The 19,176-nt window shown below is 71.8% G+C and carries 14 protein-coding genes; 8 read left to right on the top strand and 6 right to left on the bottom strand.

What is annotated here, in order from left to right; translation table 11 throughout:
- Nucleotides 1-4: 4 nt before the first annotated feature.
- Nucleotides 5-1,585, bottom strand: coding sequence for a serine/threonine-protein kinase (locus ACIBO2_RS43715; protein ID WP_397304125.1), 1,581 nt, complete (start codon nt 1,583-1,585; stop codon nt 5-7).
- A gap of 90 nt (nt 1,586-1,675) precedes the next feature.
- Between ACIBO2_RS43715 and ACIBO2_RS43710 the strand changes: the two genes are divergently transcribed.
- The 4 genes from ACIBO2_RS43710 to ACIBO2_RS43695 all read left to right on the top strand — a co-directional run bounded on the left by ACIBO2_RS43710 (nt 1,676) and on the right by ACIBO2_RS43695 (nt 7,950).
- Nucleotides 1,676-2,587, top strand: coding sequence for a hypothetical protein (locus ACIBO2_RS43710; RefSeq protein ID WP_358551296.1), 912 nt, complete (start codon nt 1,676-1,678; stop codon nt 2,585-2,587).
- Nucleotides 2,588-2,696: 109 nt separating this feature from the next.
- Nucleotides 2,697-3,131: a GNAT family N-acetyltransferase gene (locus ACIBO2_RS43705; protein WP_358551298.1), complete on the top strand. Its 435-nt coding sequence runs from the start codon at nt 2,697-2,699 to the stop codon at nt 3,129-3,131.
- 206 nt (nt 3,132-3,337) lie between these two features.
- On the top strand, nt 3,338-4,948 hold the full coding sequence (locus tag ACIBO2_RS43700; RefSeq protein WP_397304124.1) for a carboxylesterase/lipase family protein: 1,611 nt from the start codon (nt 3,338-3,340) through the stop codon (nt 4,946-4,948).
- Between the two features lie 68 nt (nt 4,949-5,016).
- A complete protein-coding gene (locus ACIBO2_RS43695) occupies nt 5,017-7,950 on the top strand; it encodes an AAA family ATPase (RefSeq protein ID WP_397304123.1) in 2,934 nt (977 codons plus the stop codon).
- Between the two features lie 174 nt (nt 7,951-8,124).
- Here the strand turns inward: ACIBO2_RS43695 and ACIBO2_RS43690 are convergent, their stop codons facing one another.
- From ACIBO2_RS43690 to ACIBO2_RS43675, 4 genes are all read right to left on the bottom strand, one after another.
- Nucleotides 8,125-11,094, bottom strand: coding sequence for a hypothetical protein (locus ACIBO2_RS43690; protein WP_397304122.1), 2,970 nt, complete (start codon nt 11,092-11,094; stop codon nt 8,125-8,127).
- 83 nt (nt 11,095-11,177) lie between these two features.
- Nucleotides 11,178-12,107, bottom strand: a complete 930-nt coding sequence (locus ACIBO2_RS43685) for a carbohydrate kinase family protein (RefSeq protein ID WP_397304121.1) — start codon at nt 12,105-12,107, stop codon at nt 11,178-11,180.
- Entirely contained in the window at nt 12,104-13,030 is a 927-nt protein-coding gene (locus tag ACIBO2_RS43680) for a pseudouridine-5'-phosphate glycosidase (protein WP_397304120.1), read from the bottom strand. The genes ACIBO2_RS43685 and ACIBO2_RS43680 overlap by 4 nt, the downstream gene beginning before the upstream one ends.
- 100 nt (nt 13,031-13,130) lie before the next feature.
- On the bottom strand, nt 13,131-14,144 hold the full coding sequence (locus ACIBO2_RS43675; RefSeq protein WP_397304119.1) for a YeiH family protein: 1,014 nt from the start codon (nt 14,142-14,144) through the stop codon (nt 13,131-13,133).
- Nucleotides 14,145-14,214: 70 nt separating this feature from the next.
- Between ACIBO2_RS43675 and ACIBO2_RS43670 the strand changes: the two genes are divergently transcribed.
- The 4 genes from ACIBO2_RS43670 (at nt 14,215) to ACIBO2_RS43655 (ending at nt 18,529) form a co-directional block, all read left to right on the top strand.
- Nucleotides 14,215-15,105 carry a LysR substrate-binding domain-containing protein gene (locus ACIBO2_RS43670; protein ID WP_397304118.1) on the top strand — a complete coding sequence of 297 codons (891 nt, stop codon included), beginning with the start codon at nt 14,215-14,217 and terminating at the stop codon, nt 15,103-15,105.
- A gap of 67 nt (nt 15,106-15,172) precedes the next feature.
- Nucleotides 15,173-16,078: an NAD-dependent epimerase/dehydratase family protein gene (locus ACIBO2_RS43665; protein WP_397304117.1), complete on the top strand. Its 906-nt coding sequence runs from the start codon at nt 15,173-15,175 to the stop codon at nt 16,076-16,078.
- Between the two features lie 35 nt (nt 16,079-16,113).
- Complete coding sequence (locus tag ACIBO2_RS43660; RefSeq protein WP_358551316.1) at nt 16,114-16,959, top strand: SDR family oxidoreductase; 846 nt, start codon at nt 16,114-16,116, stop codon at nt 16,957-16,959.
- Between the two features lie 67 nt (nt 16,960-17,026).
- Entirely contained in the window at nt 17,027-18,529 is a 1,503-nt protein-coding gene (locus ACIBO2_RS43655; protein ID WP_397304116.1) for a phytoene desaturase family protein, read from the top strand.
- Here the strand turns inward: ACIBO2_RS43655 and ACIBO2_RS43650 are convergent.
- Complete coding sequence (locus ACIBO2_RS43650) at nt 18,518-19,090, bottom strand: helix-turn-helix domain-containing protein (protein ID WP_358551320.1); 573 nt, start codon at nt 19,088-19,090, stop codon at nt 18,518-18,520. The two genes, ACIBO2_RS43655 and ACIBO2_RS43650, sit on opposite strands and share 12 nt — an antisense overlap.
- Between the last annotated feature and the right edge of the window lie 86 nt (nt 19,091-19,176).

Here is a 19,176-nt window from a genome sequence, read left to right as displayed (position 1 = left end):
TGCCTCACTCCTGGCGGTTCAATGCCTCGGCCAGCCATCGCGCGGCGTCGCGCGCCCCCTTGCGCAGGGCGGCGTTGTCGCCGATCTTGTTGACGTTGACGTAGCCGATCTGGACGTTCACGTTGCTGAGCCGGAAGACCACGGTGACGTTCTCGGCGTTGCCCTTGGGGCTGACGAGCTCGTAGCCGTACGCCTCATCGCCGATGCCGTCGATGTCCTCGACGTGGCGGCGCTGCTGTTTGATCCCCTTGGTGAGGCCGACCTCCGGCCAGGTCCACGTGATCTCCGCTCCCTCGTAGGCACCGTTGCGCCGGCCGATGTAGTCCTCCTCGGCGTCTTCCGGGACCGTGCTCCACCTCTCGGGCCCGCCGATGTTGGCCAGTACCTCGGCGGACAGTCCCTTGCCGCGGGTGGTCCACTCGCACATGTCGCCGTCGCGCTTGCCCTTGCCCGCGCCGGGCACGAGCTTGGCGACCTGCGCTGGGGTGAGCAGTGTGCACAGGTTCACGGCTGCGGTGAACTTGGGGGTCTTCGCCGGCTCGGGTTCCTCGCTGGGGGTGGGAGTGGGGGACGTGGTGTGCGGCTGCCGCGTCACGGTCTCCGCCACGGGTGTCGCGGGGGTGTCCGCGGGCCGCAGGGCCACGAACGCCACCGTACCCGCCACCACCGCCGCCGCGACCACCGCGCCGCCGACGATGAGCGGCAGCCGGCTCGCGCGCCCGGCCATCGGCTGCGTGACCGCCAGTGCCGGGCCGCCCTCCGCGACCCGCCGCAACAGCTGCTCGGCCGCCTGTGGGGCGGGTCTCTGGTACGGGTCGCGGGCCAGCATCATCATCAGCACCGGCCCGAGGTTCCCGGCGCGCTGGGGCGGCCGGGGCGGCAGGGTCAGGGCGTCACGCAGCACCGACATAGGGGAGGTGCCGACGTACGGAGCCTGACCCTCCACGGCCGCGTACAGCGTGGCGGCCAGCGACCACAGGTCCGACTCGGGCCCGCCGCGCTCGCCGCGCAGCCGCTCGGGGGCGATGAACCCGGGCGACCCGATCAGCAGCCCGGACTCGGTGATCGTCGCCTGGTCCTCCAGCCTGGCGATGCCGAAGTCGGTCAGCACCACCCGGCCGTCGTCGGTCAGGTACACGTTGGCGGGCTTGACGTCGCGATGTTGGATGCCGTGCGCGTGGGCGACGGACAGCGTCTCCAGCACCCGTAACCCGATCGCCGCCGTCCGCTCCGGCGACCACGGGCCCTCGGCGGCCACCGCGTCCTTGAGGTCACGGCCTCGGAGGAGTTCCATGACGATCCACGGCCGCCCGTCCTCGGACAGTACGTCGTGAATGGTGATGATGCCCGGATGCCGCAGCTGGGCGGCCGCCATCGCCTCGCGCATGGCCCGCTGAAGCGCCTCCGCCCGTTCGGCCGGGGCGAGGGACTGCGGGAGCAGTACTTCCTTGATGGCGACCTGGCGGTCGAGCAGCTCGTCGTGAGCCAGCCAGATGGTGCCCATGCCACCCTGACCGAGCGCCCGTAGCACCCGATAGCGGCCTGCGATTTTGGAATCCCCCAGACCAGGCACGTTGGAGACCATAGTGTGCAAGACTTTCGGTTCGCTATATTTCCATCCCGGACGCGTCAACAGCATCCCATTCGTAATGATCCGCCGCGATGAGGGGTGGCCATGATCCAGGGCCCGCAGGCACCGCAGGCGCCGCCCGTTCCGCCGGCCTCGTACTGGCCGGACGCCGGTGGCGAGCGGCCCGTCTCGTCGAAGGCGCCCGGCTGGGCCAAGGGTGTGCTGGCGGGGGCCGCGGCGGTGGCGGTGCTGGGCGGGGCGCTCATCGCGGTACGCAACGTCGGTCAGGAGGCGCCTCCGGTCGCGCTGCCGTCGCCCTCGTTCGACCTGCCGTCCACGCTGCCCTCGTCGCTGCCCTCGTCGTCCGGGCTGCCTTCGTCGTCCGGGCTGCCCTCGGAGGCGGCTTCGTCGGATCCGGCCGAGACGCCCGCGGCCACCTCCACCTTCCCGCCGCTGAAAGCGGTGCCGGAGGTGTGCGACCTGCTGCCCGCGAGCCTGACCACGCGGCTCGCGCCCAAGTCGCAGTCCGCGCCGGGCGTCCAGAAGGACGGCTACGGAGCGCTGCGCAAGGGCTGCGAGTGGACCCAGACGTCCAAGAACATCAAGAACGGCACCCTGGAATCGCGGACCATCCACCTGGCCGTCAACGTCTGGCCCAGCGTCGCGGCCGCGAGGGACGACGCCGAGTTCAACTTCCGCTCGATGAAGGACATGGCGGGCACCAAGGAGGAGAACCCCGGCCTGCGGTTTCTGAGCACGTACGGTGAGATGAAGAACTTCGACGGCGTCGGCGACGAGACCCACGCCATGTACACCCAGAACCTCAAAGGCACCACGAACGTCTGGGCCTACATCGTGATGGGCAACACGACGATCAACGTCCGCTACTTCGGCACCGACAACAAGAACGGTGACATCCTGGCCCAGGGCAAGGACACCCAGCCGGTCGCCGAGGACGTGCTTATGAAGGGCGCCCAGGAGGTCGCCGAACAGGCCGTCAAGGCGCTGACGAGCTGACCTGACCAGACCGGCCCGCTGTCCTGAGCGGGCTGACGAGGCGACATGACCGGGCTGACGGGCTGACCTGAGTGGACGGCGGCCACGCCACGACTTAAGGTCGTACGACATGACGTCAGACGATCTCCACATCAGGAGAGCGGAGAAGGCCGACGCGGACGAGCTGTTCGCCTTGGCGATGGAGTTCGGGCTGACCTTCAGGCCCGAGCGGGACGCCTTCGACGCGGCGCTGCCGCAGTTGCTGCGCGATGACGACGTCATGCTGATCGCGGCCGTGGTGGGCGGCCGGGTGCACGGTTATCTGCTGGGGTTCGTCCACCTGACGCTGTTCGCCAACGGGCCGGTCGCCTGGGTCGAGGAGGCGATGGTGCAGAGCGGGTCGCGCCGGCAGGGTATCGGGCGGGCGCTGCTGGTGGAGTTCGAGGCGTGGGCCCGTTCGCGGCAGGCCGGTTATGTGGCCATGGCCACGCGGCGGGCGCCCGAGTTCTACCACGCGCTGGGCTACGAGGCGTCGGCGACGATGTTCAGGAAGATCCTCCGCTAGCGCCGAGGGCGTCGCACCGTCCAGGGCGCTTCGGTAGGTGAATGGGTAACGTTACCCATATTTCGCGATGGACTATGAGGGCATCGACGCCTATGGTCGGGGGAAGCGTGGAAAACGTTACCCATTGACTGCAGGCTAGTCCTGCATGCGTGTGCGCTCTCCAAGAGAGGAGCCTGATGGCGGGCTCGGGAATGAACCGCAGGGCGATGATCGGCACGTCGTTATCCGTGGTCGCCGCCGTGATGGGTGAGGGCTCCCCGGCACTCGCGCGGGGAACTGGGCGAACGGACGAGGCGGCAACCCGTTACGGCAGGGTGCGCGGGAGACGCGAGGACGGCATCGTCAAGTTTCTCGGCGTGCCCTACGCCACGCCGCCGCTCGGCGAGCTCCGGTTCAAGGCCCCGAAGCCGCCCACGCGCTGGACCGGCGTGCGCGACGCGGTGGACTTTCCCAACCCGGCATTCCAGGCAGCGGACAACGAGATGGGCCCCAACGGCAACGGCCGGATGCCGGCACCCTCTGAAGACTGCCTCTATCTCAGTATCTGGACCCCGGCCGCCGACTGCGAGCGGCGGCCGGTGATGTTCTACAACCACGGCGGCGGCTACATGATCGGCTCCGGTTCCGCCACCGGGCAGGACGGCACCCATCTGGCGCAGCTCTATGACGTGGTGGTGGTCGAGTCCAACCACCGGCTGGGCCTGCTGGGCTATCTGTTCCTGGGCGATCTCGCCGGCGGCGACTACGCGGCCAACCAGGGGATGCTGGACATTCTCGCGGCGCTGCGCTGGACCAGGGAGAACATCGAGAATTTCGGCGGCGACCCCGACAACATCATGGTCTGGGGCGAGAGCGGCGGCGGCGCCAAGACCGCGGCCGTCTACACCATGCCGGACGCCGCGTCGCTGTTCCACAAGGCCTCGATCGAAAGCGCCGCACCGCTGCGCTTTCCCACCCGCGAAGGCGCCACCGCGCGGGCCGAGCGCACGCTGGAGCTCTTGGGACTGACCACGGCCGACATTCCCCAGCTGCACGACATTCCGGCCGGGAGGCTGCTCGAGATCCAGCAGTCCGAAGCCGCGAACGGCGTCGCGCCCTGGGGCGACCCCGGCCCGCTCCCCGGCTTCGGCGCCTTCGTCGATGGCGCCATCATTCCGCGGCATCCCTTCGCCGACGGCGTCGCGTCCTTCTCGGCCGGCAAGCCGCTGATGTGCGGCACATGCCGCGATGAAACGGTGTTCTTCAGTCTCTTCGGGCCGCCCGACATCTTCCGCATCGACGAGGCCGGCCTGCGCAGGGAGCTGAGCCGCACGTACCAGGGTGCCGAGCTCGACCAGATCATCAGGATCTTCCACGCGTCGCGGCCCGACGCGACGCCAGCGCAGCTCTACTTCGCGATCACGACCTCGCCCATCTGGCGCGACGCGATCAAGATCGCGGAGGCCAAGGTGGCGCAGCGCGCCGCGCCCGTGTTCATGTACCAGCTCGCCTACAAGAACCCGACCGTGGTGCCGGGCACCGATTTCCCCATCGGCTCGCCGCACGCGTCAGACATCAACCTCAAATTCGCCAACACCGACAAGAACCTCGACTTCTTCCTCTACGCCGATCAATCGCCGGGGCGGCTGGCGACCGCGCGGCACATGAGCGCACTGTGGGCGGGCTTCGCCCGTAAGGGCCGCCCCACGGCGACGGACGTGCCGAGATGGCCCGCCTACACGCTGAAAGACCGTGCCACGATGTGGCTCGACGCCGAGTGCGAGATCGTCACCGATCCGGACAAGGACGAGAGGTTGTTCTGGGAGAACCGCGCTTGAGGCGCATCACCTGTGCTAATGATCAGGCCGGGGCCGTTTCTGTCGCCGCCTGATGGCATTCTTGGGGCGTGAGCATCCACGCGGTGAGCCCGCTCTTCGTCGGCCGCGCCGGCGAGCTGAGCGCGCTCGAGCGCGCGCTGGCCGGCGCCCGGACCGGCGCGGCGTCCACCGTGCTGGTCGGCGGCGAGGCGGGTGTCGGCAAGACGCGCCTGGTCAGGGAGTTCGCCGACCGGGCGGGCGAGGCGATGGTGCTCGTCGGCGGCTGCATGGAGCTCGGCACCGAGGGCCTGCCGTTCGCCCCCTTCACCGCGGTGCTGCGCGGCCTGGTGCGCGAGCTCGGCCGCGACGGTGTCGCGGCGCTCGTGCCGGGCGGCACCACGCGCGGGCTGGCCCGGCTGCTGCCCGAGTTCGGCGAGCCCGACGGTGACGGCTCCGAGGCCCGCGCCCGGCTCTTCGAGCAACTGCTCGGCCTGCTGGAGCGGCTGGCGGAGGACCGGCCGGTCGTCCTGGTCGTCGAGGACGCCCACTGGGCCGACCGATCCACCCGCGACCTGCTCTCGTTCCTGGTCCGCTACCAGCGCGCAGGCGTACGGCTGCTGATCGTCGTCACCTACCGCGCCGACGAGCTGCACCGCACCCACCCGCTGCGCCCGCTGCTGGCCGAGCTGGGCCGCATCGACTGGGTGGCCAGGCTGGAGCTGCGCAGGCTCACCCGCAAGGAGGTCGTCGAGCAGGCGGCGAGCATCCTGGAGCGCGAGCCGTCCGGCTCCGACATGGACCTGATCTACGCGCGCAGCGAGGGCAACCCGCTGTTCGTCGAGGCGCTGCTCAGCGAGTCCGGCGTCGGGGAGGCGCTGCCCGAGTCGCTGCGCGACCTGCTGCTCGCCGGCGTCGAACGGCTGCCCGACGACACCCAGGAGCTGCTCCGCGTGGCCAGTGCGGGCGGCCAGCGCATCGAGCACGACCTGCTGTCCGCCGTCGCCGGTCGGGACGACGTGGCGCTGTCCAACGCGTTGCGGCCCGCAGTGGCCGGCAACGTGCTGGTCGTCGACGGCGAGGGCTACTCCTTCAGGCACGCGCTGATCCGCGAGGCGCTCCACGACGACCTGCTGCCGGGCGAGCACACCCGCCTGCACACGCGCTTCGCCGAGGCGCTGGAGCGCGACCTGTCGATCCTGCCCGTCCCGCGCGGGGCGATCGAGCTGGCCCACCACTGGCACGCCGCCCACGACACCACGTGGGCGTTGATCAGCGCCTGGCACGCCGCGGCCGCCGCCCGCCGCTCCGCCGCCTATGACGAGCAGCTCAGGATGCTGTCCCGGGTGCTGGAGCTGTGGGATCAGGTGCCCGACGCCGCGGAGCGCATCGGCACCGACCATGTCGACGTGCTCAGGCAGACGGCCACGGTCGCCCATCTGGCGGGCGAGTACGAACGTTCGATCGCCCTGGCCACCGCCGGGCTCGCCGAGATCGACGAGACGGCAGAGCCGGCCAGGGCCGCCAGGCTGCTGCGCCAGCGCGGTCTCACCGGTTACGACCTCAGCCGGCCCGGTCATGTCGACGACCTGCGCCGGGCGGCGTCGCTGGTGCCCGCCGACAAGCCCAGCAGGCTGCGGGCCCAAGTGCTGGAGAGCCTGGCGCGCATGCTCTACGACGACTGGCAGGAGAGGATCTCGACGGCCCAACTGGCCATGGAGCTCGGCCACGAGGTAGGCGACGCCAACACCGAGGCGCACGCGCTGATCAGCCTGACCTGGGCGCGCTGCCAGTTCTCCGACATCGACACCTATCTGGACGGGTTCGCCGAAGCGCGCCGCATCGCGGCCACGGCCGACGCCCACAACGCGATGCTGCGCGGTGCCATCTCCGAATCCGACGTGCTGGAGGGCGCCGGCCGCCACGAACGCGCCGCGCAGGTCGCCCGCGACGGCATCGCCGAGGCCGAACGCTATGGCGTGGCGCGCACGTCGGGCACGTTCCTGTCGATCAACCTGGCGGAGCCGCTGTGGTCGCTCGGGCGCTGGGACGAGGCGCTGAAGGTGATCGAGCACGCCCTGGAGCTCATGCCGCCGCCGCCCTACCGGGCCAGCCTGCAGGGGTTGGCCTCCGACATCGCGCTCGCGCGCGGACGGGTCGATCGGGCCGAGGAGCTGTTCGCGGCCTCACGCAGTGTGCTGGCGCGCGGGCGGTTCCGCGACCAGAGCGTGCTGCCGCACGCCTGCAGGGAGGTCGAGCTTCTGGTGGCGCGGGGGCGCCTGGACGAGGCGCGGGAGGCGGCGGCCCGGACACTGCGTGCGCAGGATCTGGTGGCCAGCCCGCGTTACGCCTGGCCGCTGCTGGTGGTGATCGCGCAGCTTGGCGGGGATCTTGTGGCGGAGTTGCGGTCGGTCGCGGGCCGGCTCGAGACTGAGGGAGACTGCCAGGAGGCGCACCGGCTCACGTTCATGGCTTTGACGGGGCTGTCCGAGTCCGAGCTGGAGTCCGGTTCTGGGTCCGGTGTCGGATCTGAGGCTGGTTCCGCGGCCGGTCTCGATGGTGCGTCCTGGCGGCTCAAGATGTGGGACGCGGCGGTGGCGGCTTGGGCGGGGCTGCGGGAGCCCTACTCCGAAGCTTGGACCCTGGAAGGTGCCGCCCGTGCGGCGCTGGAGGCCGGTGATCGGCAGGGGGCGGGGGCCAGACTGGCGAGAGCCCGGGAGCTGGCCGAGCAACTCGGTGCGGCGCCGTTGGTCGAGCGGCTGGACGCGTTCGCGCGGCGGGGCCGTGTCGCCGTGGCCGACGAGCCGGCGCCCGACGGGCTGCCGTTGGGGCTGACGGCGCGCGAGCTGGAGGTGCTGCGGCACGTGGCTGAGGGGCACAGCAATCGGGAGATCGCGGGGGAGCTGTTCATCTCCGTCAAGACCGTGAGCGTGCACGTCTCCAACATCCTGGCCAAACTGGGCGTCGCCTCCCGCGGCGAGGCATCCGCGGTGGCCCATCGGATCCGCCTCTTCGCCGACGACTGACCGGCCTCACGGTCCGGTGTCTACCGCCGAGAAGTGATCGGCTTCGCGGTCCGGTGCCTGTCGCCGACGAGTGCGTGACCCCGGCAGCAAGGCGCGGTCGCTGCTGACCTCCGGTGCCGAGGCACCAGACACCGCTTGGCCTCTGGGGTCAAGCGGCATCCCGGGCGGCTGTGGTCAGCCGGTGAGCTGGGCTTCCAGGCGGTAGCCGTCGACCGTGACGTACACCTGGTCGCCGGGGCGGGCGTTGAGGCGCATGAGGACCGGCTGGAGCGAATCGAAGACCGGCTGGTGACCCTGCCAGACCAGGACGATCGCGTTGTCGCCCGGACCGGTCACCGACAGGAGGGTGCCGGGGCGCATGCCGAGCTGCGTGGCGTACCCCTCGGGCACCGGGACCGGGCCGCCCCGGAGGTGCTCGTTGGTGACCTCGATGCGCTGCCAGCGGCGCGGGTCCGAGGAAGGGCTCGGCAGCGGCGGCGGTGGGGTGGCGGGAGTGCCCGCGAGCGTGGGGGGCAGCATGCCGGACCGGCCGCCCGAGAGGGCGGAGAGCGTGGCGAGGGCCGCCGACGGGTCGATGGAGTTGGTCTCGGCCGAAGGGATGGGCTGGCCGCCCCTGTGGTGGTGGCCGTTGGCTCCGGGAGTACGGCGGGGGAGCGGCTGGGCCGGTGAGGGGGCGGACGCGACGGGGTCCGACGGCTCCGGCAGCGCGTCGAACCACGCCTTGGCCGAGTGCGCGCGGATGCCCAGCTCGCTGAGCAGCTCCACCACGTCGGCGTCGGCGGGCTGACCGGCCAGCAGCTGCCTGGTACGGGCCTGCAGGCCATGGAGGTCGCCCACCACCAGCCAGCCGTCCTGGAGGCGGCGGTCGGGCATGAGCGTCACGAGTACCCGCCAGAGCGGAGTGCGCAGCGACGGCACCATCACCGGGTGCGCCGGGTCGGCGCCGATGAGCTGGTCCTGCGTGGCGGCCGCGCCGAGCCACTCCGTCAGCCGGAACATGTGCCCGGTGACCGGCGCCGACTCCGACGAACGCAGCCAGTGCAGCACGCGCTCCTCGGCCGTCCGCTGCGCCTGGGAGAGCGCGTCACGGTCGACGAGCATCTTGTGGGCGAGCGTACGCAGGCTGACGGGGTCTTCGGCGAACAGGCGGTGTACGGCCACCGCGAGCGCCAGCTTGTCCAGGCTGCGGAACAGGCTGTCAACGACCCGGACCATGGCGTGGTCGGTCTCGGAGGGCGCGGGCGTCGCCGCCGGTGCGGGCGTGTCGTACGCGCCGCCGAGGCCCGGAACGTTTGTCGCCGGCAGAGAGACGTCGCCGGTGTGGCCGGAGGGGTCGGCGTTCGGGGTGCGGGACGTGGTGCCCAGGTCGCCTGGGAAGGCGCCTCCGGGGCGCGATCCCGGGCCGGCTCCGGTGGATGATCCGTTGCCTGCGGGCGTTCCGTTGCCCGCGAGTGGCCCGACAGCGGGGAACGAGCCGGTGCCTGTGACGGACCCGACGGCCGGGAACGAGCCGGTGCCGCCGACGGACCCGACCGCTGGGAAGGAGCCGGTGCCGCTGCCGGACCCGTTGCCCGCGGGTGTTCCGGTGCCCGCGAGCGGCCCGGTGGCGGGGCGTGGTCCGGTGTGGGGCGTTCCGCCGGGGAGGCGGTCGGCGCCGGGGAGAGCACCCGGCTGGGCGCCCGGTTGGGCTGTCCCGCCAGGACGGTCGGCACCGGACCGGGGGTCGGTGTGCGGGCCGCCGCTGGGCGGCAGCTGGCCGCCGGTGGGCGACGTGCCGGCCTGAGGGCCGCTGGTGGGGTGCGAACCGGTATTCGGGCCGACGGTCGAGTGCGGACCGGTGGCAGTGGGGTGCGGGCCCGTGTGCGGGCCGGCGGTGGGATGGGGACCGGTGTGCGGGCCGGTGCGCTCGGGGTCCGCGTTGCCGGGGGCGTTGGCGCCCGAAAGCCCAGCGCCCGAAAGGCCGGGGCCCGAGGCGGACCCGACCGCTGAGAAGGAGCCGGTGCCTGGACCGTTGGCGGCCGGGAGGCCGGTGTTCGGGAACCCGCCGCTCTGCTGGCCAGTGCCCTGCTGGCCAGTGCCCGGGGCGTTGGTGCCGGGGAAGAGGCCGCCCTGCTGGGCGGTGCCGGGGGGATTGGCGCCGGGAGGATTGGCGATGGGAGGATTGGCGATGGGGGAGTTCGTGTCCTGGCGGGCGGCCTGGGGGTCGGACTGAGGTTGCGGAGCGGACAGCGGCTGCCGACCGGCCGTGGGCGCCGGAGTGCCCTCGTTCTGCGCCGGGAACGAGCCGGTCTGGCGGGCGGCCCCGCCGAGAGCGGCGAAGGAGCCGGTCTGCGGCCCACCTTGGTCAGGGAAGGAACCCGACTGCGGGGTCCCCTGGACGGGAAAGGAGCCGGTCTGGCGGGGAGAGCCGCCGTTGTTCTGGGCCACGGCGGGCAGCGGGCCGGTGTGCGCCGGGCTCTGCCCCGGGCCTCCGTCGCGCTGACCAGGACCTCCGTCACGCTGGCCGGGACCTCCGTCGCGCTGGCCAGGAACCGTGCCGCGCTGAAGCGGGCGGGTCACCTCTGGATGGCCCTGTCCCGGATGGGCGGTGGGCTGGCCCTGTCCGGGATGGGCGGGTTGGCCCGGCCGGTTCTGTGCCAGGTGGCCCTGCTGCGCGGGCTGTGCCGGGTGGCCCTGCTGTCCAGGCTGCGCGGGCTGGGTGACGGGCTGACCCGGTTCGCGTTGGACCGGGATGCGGCTGAGCACCTCACGGAACACCGAGCCGATCACCACTTCAGGCGTGGCCGACGGCGTTTTCAGGTCGCCGGGCGACAGCCGGCGCAACCGCTGCCAGCCTCCCAGACCGGTGATCGCCGTCCTGGTGGCCTCCGGCCAGCCGGGCAGCGCCGGGTCGATGGGGTGCACGGTCAGCGCGGGCAGCACGTCCGAGAGGGCGAGGTGGTCCCAGCGGGCCGAGGCCAGCAGGGCGAGCCGGTCGCAGATCCAGTCGAGTCCGGTCGTGCCGAGCGCCCTCGAAAGAGCTACGGACGACCACCACCCGGCCGGCAGGCGCGGATCGCCCAGCGCCTCCGCGACTTGCTGGGGACGGCTCCAGCGCAAGGCAGGGACCAGGTCGCTCAGGCAGATCGATGACTCGACTTCCATCGGCGGACCTTATCCTCCCCAGTGAGCCGCGTGATGCCACTCAATACGCATGTGGTTCTTGGTGCAGCCTACGCGGCAAGCTATCAATCGGTGTGAATAGGGTAAAGAAGGTTCAGCTCCAAACCGTACCGTGGCCGACCGCCCACCAGGGCCACGCACTCGGCTCCGGCCCGGCATCCGGCGTCCAAAGACTGCCCTTCACCGGCACCCTTCAACCTCGCTGTGAGATATCCCGCAGCGAACGCATCGCCCGCTCCCGTCGAGTCGACGACCTCGGCTGGAACCCCCGCTGCCGCCGCCGTCACAGTGCCCTCCGAGGCCGCCAGAGCTCCCTGGGGCCCCAACTTGACGATCGCGGTGCCGTACCTCTCGCTGAGGAGTTCGGCGGCCCGCTCGGGCGCCTGCGCGCCGGCGAGCAGGAGGGCCTCGTCCCGGTTGGGGATGATGAGGTGGGCGGGGGCGGATTCGCGCAGGAAACGAGAGACGCCGAACTCGCGCAGGAAGCCGGTCGAGGCGGGATCCATGCTGACGGTCACCCCGGCGGCGCGGGCCTCGGCCATGGCGAGCCTGGCCAGCGCCAGCCCCGCCTCCGCGAAGAGCGTGTAGCCGGACAGGTGCAGGCGGCCCACGCCGTCGAGCAGCGAGCCGTCCCAGTCCTCGGCGGAGATCTGACCGCCCGCGCCCCGGTTGGTGAGGAACGAGCGTTCGCCGGTCCGGTCCACCATGGCGATCACGATCGCCGTCGGATGGTGGGGATCGACGCGTACGTGCGGGCGTACCCCCGTTTTGCGCAGTTCGGCGGTGTGCCACTCGCTGCTGTCGTAGCCGAGCCGGGCCAGCAGCCGTACGTCGGCGCCCAGGTGGGCGGCCCAGGAGGCGGTGTTCGCGCCCGAGCCGCCGGGACGGAGCACGATGTCGGCGGCCGTGTCGGTGCCCGACATGACCGGAGTGGCGTGCAGGGCCACCACATCGGTGACGACGTCGCCGATGATGAGGAGGCCGCCGCCGCTCACGCTCGGGACCAGGCGAGCGCGATCTGGGCCGCGAGGGCGACGTTGCCGCGGACCGCGGCCAGGTTCGCCTCCAGGGAGGCGCCGCCGGTGCCGCGTACCAGGTAGTCGAGGAGGAACGGGGTGATCTTCTGCCCGGTCACGCCCTCGCGGTCGGCGGCGGCCAGCGCCTCGCCCAGCACGCGGTCGTGCAGCGCGGGATCGAGCTGCCGGTCCACCGGGATGGGGTTGGCGACGATCAGCGCGGTCTCCTGGCCGCCGAACCCGTCCTGTCCACGCATGATGGCCGCGGCCTCGTCGGGCGACTCGATCCGCCAGTCGATCGGCTCGCCGGAGGAGTGCAGGTAGAAGCCCGGGAAGGTGTCCGTACGGTATCCCGCCACGGTCACGCCGCGGGTCTCCAGGCGCTGGAGGGTGGAGGGCACGTCCAGGATCGACTTGACCCCGGCGCACACGACGGTGATGCGGGTACGCGCGAGCGTGTCGAGGTCGGCCGACTCGTCCTGCGCCTGGGTCCAGCCCCGGTGCACGCCGCCGAGCCCGCCGGTGGCGAAGATCCGGATGCCCGCGCGGGCGGCCAGGAACGACGTGGCCGACACGGTCGTCGCGCCGCTCGCCTTCAGCGCCGCCGCCACCGGCAGGTCGCGCTGGCCCAGCTTGCGCAGGCCCGACTCGGTGGCGACGCGTTCAAGCTCCACCTCGTTCAGGCCGACGCGGGCCACGCCGTCGAGCACCGCGATCGTGGCCGGTACGGCACCCGCCGCCCTGACGACGTCCTCCAGCTCCCGGGCGACCGCCAGATTGCGCGGCTGCGGCAGGCCGTGCGAGATGATCGTGGACTCCAGGGCCACGACCGGAGCGCCGGTGGCAAGGGCTTCGGCGACCTCGTCGGACGGCCGGAGGATGGGGTCGGCGGCGCTGCGCATGTGGGTTTCGTGCTCCTTCGTAGAACGGCTTGGTGGAACGGTCTATTTTACGAAGTTTGTTCCGGATAAGCACGTTACGGAGGAGGACGTCCGCCGGTGATCACACGAGAAGCATGACACCCGCGAGCGAGATGGTCCCGATCATGCCGGTGGCTATGGCACCGAGCAGCAGTGCGCGTCCGTCCTTGATCAGCGCGCGAGCGTCGATCCCCGTACCGAGGCCGAACAGGGCGGCGGCCATGAGCACGTTCGTGACCTGGGGGACCATGGTGGTCACGGCGGCGGGAACCAGGCCGCTGCTGCGGAGGGCGACCATCGCCAGGAAGCCGGCCACGAAGAGCGGGATGACCGGCGGGCGCTTGAGCCGGCCGGGGGAGTCAACGCGGTTCCGGTACGAGGTCAGGGCGACGATCGGGGCGAGCAGGATGACGCGGCCCAGCTTGACCGTGACGGCGGTGGCCAGCACGCCCGAGGCGGCACCGATCGCGGCCACCTGGGCCACCTCGTGCACCGCCGCCCCGGCCCACACCCCCAGCTGCGTCGCCGACAGCCCGAGCCAGGAGGCCGCCAGCGGCATCACGGCGATGGCCGCGGTGCCGTACAGGACCACCACGCTGAGCGCGCCGGCCGCGTCCTCGTCGGAGGAGCCGTCGGTACTTTCCCGCATGGCCGCGATCGCGGCGGCGCCGCAGATTGAGACGCCGGTGGCGACCAGCAGTGACGCGCCCGGCGTGAGGCCGAGGCGACGGCCGATCAGCGGAGTGAGCGTGAACGTGACGCCGGTCGCCATCACCACGACGGCCACCGTCCGCCAGCCCAGCGCCAGCACCTGCGGCACCGCGATCTGCAGGCCGAGCAGCACGATCGCGATACGCAGCACCCGCTTGGCGACGAACCGCAGACCGGGCTTGAGCCGCTCGCCGACACCCACCAGGTTCGCCAGCGCCGCGCCCGACACCACGGCGATGGCCGCGGGGCTGAGCACGGGCACGAACCGGTTCACGACCAGCGCGAACACCACCGCCAGCGCCGCCGCGCCGATGCCGGGCAGGCGATCGTCGCGCAGCCGATCACCAGGCGGACGATCGTGCGGCGCGCGGGTGGTGAAGTTCATGATCTCAGTGTTCTGAGCGCCGGGAGGGCTCGGTAGCCACGCGTTGGCTGGTAGGTCATAGCCTTGGGCTATGAGTACGCTGCCGGATCTCGACTCGCTCAAGCTCCTGGTCGACGTGGGCGAGCTGGGCAGCCTGGGGCAGGCGGCCAAGGTCGCGGGCATCGCCCAGCCGTCGGCCAGCAAGCGGATCGCCCACCTGGAGCGCCGCCTGGGCCTGCCGCTGCTGGAGCGTACGCCGCGCGGGTCCACGCTGACCGCCGAGGGAAAGATGGTGGCGGGCTGGGCCGCGCACGTGCTGGCCGCCGCCCAGGAGCTGATGCGCGCCGCCCAGGCGGTACGGCGCAGCGAGGCAGCTCATCTGCGGGTGGCGGCGAGCATGACGGTGGCCGAGTACCTGGTGCCGCGCTGGCTGGGTGAGCTGCAGAACCGGGAGCCGGACATCCAGGTCGGCCTCGACGTGGTGAACTCCGCCGACGTCGCCGCCCGGGTCCTGGCCGAAGAGGTGGAGCTGGGCTTCGTCGAGGGGCCGAGCGTGCCCGAGGGGCTGGCCAGCCGGGTGGTGGGCACCGACCGGCTGGTGGTCGTGGTGGCGCCGGGGCACGCCTGGGCGCGGCGTCGTACCGCGCTGATGGGGGCGGAGCTGGCCGCCACGCCGCTCGTCGTCCGCGAACCCGGCTCGGGCACCCGGGAGACGCTGGACGTGGCGTTCAGGAGCCTGCACCGGGCCAGCCCGCGCCTGGAGCTGGGCTCGAACTCGGCCGTCAAGGGCGCCGCCCAGGCCGGGGCGGCGCCCGCGGTGCTCAGTGGGTACGCCGTGGAGGCGGAGGTGGCCACGGGCCGGCTGGTGGAGGTGCCGCTGGCCGGGATCAACCTGGTCAGGAGTCTGCGCGCGGTGTGGCGCCGCGGCCGCTCACTCGCCGCCCCCGCCGCCACCCTGCTGGCGATCGCCAGCCGTCCGTGACCGAGGGTTTTGCCGCTTCGGCAAGGAAGCTTGCGCTTCCATTCAGCGCAAGCCGATCCTTTCCTCCATGCATGTCTTCGTCACCGGCGCGAGCGGCTACATCGGCGGTTCCGTCGCCGCCCGCCTCATACAGGCGGGCCACACCGTCACCGGCCTGATCCGCGACCAGGCCAAAGCCGAGGACCTCGCCCGGCTCGGCTGCCGGGCGGTGATAGGCACCCTTGACGACACGGCGGTGCTCACCGAGCAGGCCCACCGCGCCGACGGTGTCGTCAACGCCGCCAGCAGCGACCATCGCGGGGCCGTCGAAGCACTCATCGCCGCGCTGGCCGGGTCCGGCAAGCCGCTGATCCACACCAGCGGCTCCAGCATCGTGGGCGTCGGCGCCGATGGCGAGGCATCCGGGACGACCTTCGGCGAGGACATCCTCGATGCGGGCTCCGCCTGGGAGCCCGACCATCCCATCCGCAAAGCGCGCCTCGCCATCGACCGCTTGGTCCTGAGCGCCGCGGAGAAGGACGTACGGTCCGCCGTCCTGTGCAACAGCCTGATCTATGGGCCTGGACGGGGCCTGGGCCGCGACAGCGTCCTGATCGCGGCACTGGTCCACCAGGCGCGCTCCGGCGGTGTGGTCCGCCACGTCGGGAGCGGCGGCAACATCTGGTCCAACGTCCACATCGACGACATGGCCGACCTGTACCTTCTCGCCCTGGAGAAGACGCCCGCCGGCACGTTCTATTTCGTGGAGAACGGCGAGGAGTCCTTCGCCGCGATGACCGGCGCCATCGCCCGCTCCCTCGGCCTGCCCGGCCCGCGGCCCTGGGACCCCGACTCACCGGACAACGTCTGGGATCCCCAGTTCGCCCGCCACGCCCTGGGCTCCAACAGCCGCGTGCGCGGCACCCGTACCCGCGATCTCCTCGGCTGGCGCCCGCGGCACCGATCGATCACCGACTGGCTCACCGATCTTTGACACCATGGAGAGCCTTCGACAGGAAAGGCCCATCCATGATCAGCCAAGCGAGGATCGCCGTGACCGGCGCCACCGGCCGCCTCGGCGGGCGCGTCGTCCGCCGGCTCGCCGCCGCCGATATCCCGCAGACCATGGTGGTACGCGACCTGGACCGCGCCCCTCAGCTGGCCGGAGCCACCGCGGTCCGCGGCGGTTTCGGCGACCGTGACGCCGTCCTGCGGGCCCTCGACGGCGTCGATCGGGTCCTGATGGTGTCGGCCTCGGAGACCCCTGACCGCCTCCAGCAGCACCGCACCTTCGTCGACGCCGCCGCCGAGGCCGGAGTTGCCCACCTGGTGTACATCTCCTTCTACGGCGCCGCCCCCGATGCCACGTTCACGCTGGCGCGCGACCACTGGGCCACCGAACAGCACATCCGCGCCAGTGGCCTGGCCTTCACCTTCCTGCGCGACAACCTCTACGCCGACTTCACGCCGGCCTTGGTCGGCGACGACGGCGTCATCCGCGGTCCCGGCGGACAGGGGCGAGCCGCGGTCGTCGCGCAGGACGACATCGCCGACGCCGCCACCGGCGTACTGCTCCATGCCCCCGAGCACGCCGGAGCCACCTACGACCTGACCGGCCCGCAATCGCTCACCCTCGCCGAAATCGCCGCGATCCTGTCCCGGACCACGGGACGCGCCATCACCTACCACCCCGAGGACGTGGAAGAGGCCTACCGCTCCCGCGCCTCCTACGGCGCCCCGGACTGGCAGCTCGACGCCTGGGTCTCCACCTACACCGCCATCGCCAACGGCGAGATGGACGGGGTCAGCGACGCCATCCCTCGCCTGACCGGCCACCCCGCGACACCGCTGGCCGACGTTGTCTCGGATACCTAGAGCTTGCGCCTGGTGACGCAGGCCGTGTGCTCGCTCTTCGAGAGCGATCACTATGTATGGTGCCGGTATGGGGTCATATGACGTCGTTGTCGCGGGTGGCGGGCACAACGGGCTGGTGGCGGCCGCGTACCTGGCGCGGGCCGGGCGGCGGGTGCTGGTGCTGGAGCGGCTCGGGTACGTGGGCGGCCTGGCGATCTCCGCGCGCCCCTTTCCGGGCGTGGATGTACGGCTGTCGCGCTACTCCTACCTGGTCAGCCTCCTGCCCACGGAGATCGTCCGCGACCTGGGGCTCCGCCTGGACCTGCGCCGGCGCCGCTACTCCTCCTACACGCCCCACGGCGACACCGGCCTGCTCGTGGACGACGGCGACGAAAGCGCGACCGCCGCCTCGTTCAGAACCGTCACCGGAGGCGACGCCGACCACCGGGCATGGCGGGAGTTCTACGGGCTGACCGCCGAGGTGGCCCGGGTCCTGGCGCCCACATTGCTCGAACCCCTGCGTACCCCGGCCGAGATCGAGCGCTTGGTGGGCGCCGAGGCGTGGCGGGAGCTGTTCCAGCGGCCGATCGGGCAGACGGTGGACGAGCGGTTCGCTGACGACACCGTACGCGGCGTGGTGCTGACCGACGCGCTGATCGGGACGTTCGCCGACCCCGCAGCGGACCTGCTGGCCAACCGGTGCTTCCTCTACCACGTGATCGGCGACGGGACGGGCGACTGGAACGTGCCGGTCGGCGGGATGGGCGCGGTTTCAGGGGCGCTCGAAGCGGCCGCCAGACAGGCGGGGGCGGAGATCAGGACCGGTGCGGAGATCATCGGGATCTCCCCATCGGGTGAGGTGGCGTTCCGCGCGGACGACGGCGAGCACGCGGTCACCGGACGCCACGTGCTGGCCAACCTGCCGCCGGCGGTGCTCGACCGGCTGCTCGGCGCGACACCGGAGGTGCCCGAGGGCGCGCAGCTGAAGGTCAACATGGTGCTGAGCAGGCTGCCGCGGCTCAAGGACGACTCGGTGGACCCGCGCGCGGCCTTCAGCGGTACGTTCCACATCAACGAGAGCCGTGACCAGCTGGCCCGCGCCCACGCGCAGGCGGTGGCGGGGCGGATCCCCGACCTGCCGCCCGCCGAGGTCTACTGCCACTCGCTGACCGACCCGTCGATCCTCGGCCCCGAGCTGCGCGGCCGGGCGGAGACGCTGACGCTGTTCGGGCTGCACATGCCCGCCCGCCTGTTCCGCGACAATCCGGACAAGGCGCGGGACGAGGCGCTCAAGGCCACCCTGGCCTCCATCGACAGCGTGCTGGCCGAGCCCATCGAGAGCTGCCTCCTGCGCGCCCCCGACGGCACGCCTTGTGTCGAGGCCAAGTCGCCGGTGGACCTGGAGAACGAGGCGGGCCTGCCCGGCGGGCACATTTTCCACCGTGACCTGAGCTGGCCGTACGCGGAGGAAGGCGGCTGGGGGGTGGAGACCGGGCACGAGCGGATCCTGCTGTGCGGCGCCGGCGCCCGGCGGGGCGGCGGCGTCAGCGGCATCGGCGGCCACAACGCGGCGATGGCTCTATTGACCTGAGGACTCGTGGTCCGAGACCAGCCGGGTCGCCACGGTCATGGCGGCAGCGGCCAGCTCGGACGGCGGCAGGTCCATGCCGAACAGCTCCGGCACCCCGCCCAGGATCAGCGCGAACACCGCCAGCCGCGCCTCGAACTGCGCGATCGCGTCGGCCCCCGGCCTGCTCAGCACCGACACCAGCGTGACGATGCGCTCCTGCATCCGGTCGCCCACCGAAGACTGGGCGAAGGCCCCCTGGTTCATCTGCGCGAAGCGCATCAGCGGCCGCCACTTGTCCTCCAGCAACTCGGAGATGCGCCGCAGGATCTCCTGCCGGGCCTCGGGCGTGTCCGGCTGAGCGCGGGCCCACTCCGCGAGCTCGTCGAGCGAGGTGATGAACCCGTCGGCGATGCTGGCGAGAATCTCCTCTTTCGTCCGGAAGTGGTAGTACAGCGCCGGCCGGGTGATCTCCAGCCGCTCCGCGACCTCCTGCAACGTGGTCTTGTCGTAGCCCCGCTCGGCGAACAGCTCCATCGCGACCCGCTGGATCCGCTCACGTGTATCGGTCCGCCGCCCTGCCATTTCGCTCCGTTTCGCTTGACGGCCGGGCTCTCCATTGCTTACTTTCGCGTAAGTAAGCAATGCGATTCCGGCTTCGTAGGGAGCAA

The sequence above is a fragment of the Nonomuraea sp. NPDC050022 genome (assembly GCF_044460705.1).
Lineage (GTDB): Bacteria > Actinomycetota > Actinomycetes > Streptosporangiales > Streptosporangiaceae > Nonomuraea.
This window is presented reverse-complemented; position numbering and strand designations above follow the sequence as displayed.

What these genes read in the sequence shown, in the direction of transcription:
- ACIBO2_RS43715 (WP_397304125.1), bottom strand. Translation starts at nt 1,585, where the DNA reads ATGGTCTCCAACGTGCCTGGTCTGGGGGATTCCAAAATCGCAGGCCGC.
- ACIBO2_RS43710 (WP_358551296.1), top strand. Translation starts at nt 1,676, where the DNA reads ATGATCCAGGGCCCGCAGGCACCGCAGGCGCCGCCCGTTCCGCCGGCC.
- ACIBO2_RS43705 (WP_358551298.1), top strand. Translation starts at nt 2,697, where the DNA reads ATGACGTCAGACGATCTCCACATCAGGAGAGCGGAGAAGGCCGACGCG.
- ACIBO2_RS43700 (WP_397304124.1), top strand. Translation starts at nt 3,338, where the DNA reads ATGATCGGCACGTCGTTATCCGTGGTCGCCGCCGTGATGGGTGAGGGC.
- ACIBO2_RS43690 (WP_397304122.1), bottom strand. Translation starts at nt 11,094, where the DNA reads ATGGAAGTCGAGTCATCGATCTGCCTGAGCGACCTGGTCCCTGCCTTG.
- ACIBO2_RS43680 (WP_397304120.1), bottom strand. Translation starts at nt 13,030, where the DNA reads ATGCGCAGCGCCGCCGACCCCATCCTCCGGCCGTCCGACGAGGTCGCC.
- ACIBO2_RS43675 (WP_397304119.1), bottom strand. Translation starts at nt 14,144, where the DNA reads ATGAACTTCACCACCCGCGCGCCGCACGATCGTCCGCCTGGTGATCGG.
- ACIBO2_RS43670 (WP_397304118.1), top strand. Translation starts at nt 14,215, where the DNA reads ATGAGTACGCTGCCGGATCTCGACTCGCTCAAGCTCCTGGTCGACGTG.
- ACIBO2_RS43665 (WP_397304117.1), top strand. Translation starts at nt 15,173, where the DNA reads ATGCATGTCTTCGTCACCGGCGCGAGCGGCTACATCGGCGGTTCCGTC.
- ACIBO2_RS43660 (WP_358551316.1), top strand. Translation starts at nt 16,114, where the DNA reads ATGATCAGCCAAGCGAGGATCGCCGTGACCGGCGCCACCGGCCGCCTC.
- ACIBO2_RS43655 (WP_397304116.1), top strand. Translation starts at nt 17,027, where the DNA reads ATGGGGTCATATGACGTCGTTGTCGCGGGTGGCGGGCACAACGGGCTG.
- ACIBO2_RS43650 (WP_358551320.1), bottom strand. Translation starts at nt 19,090, where the DNA reads ATGGCAGGGCGGCGGACCGATACACGTGAGCGGATCCAGCGGGTCGCG.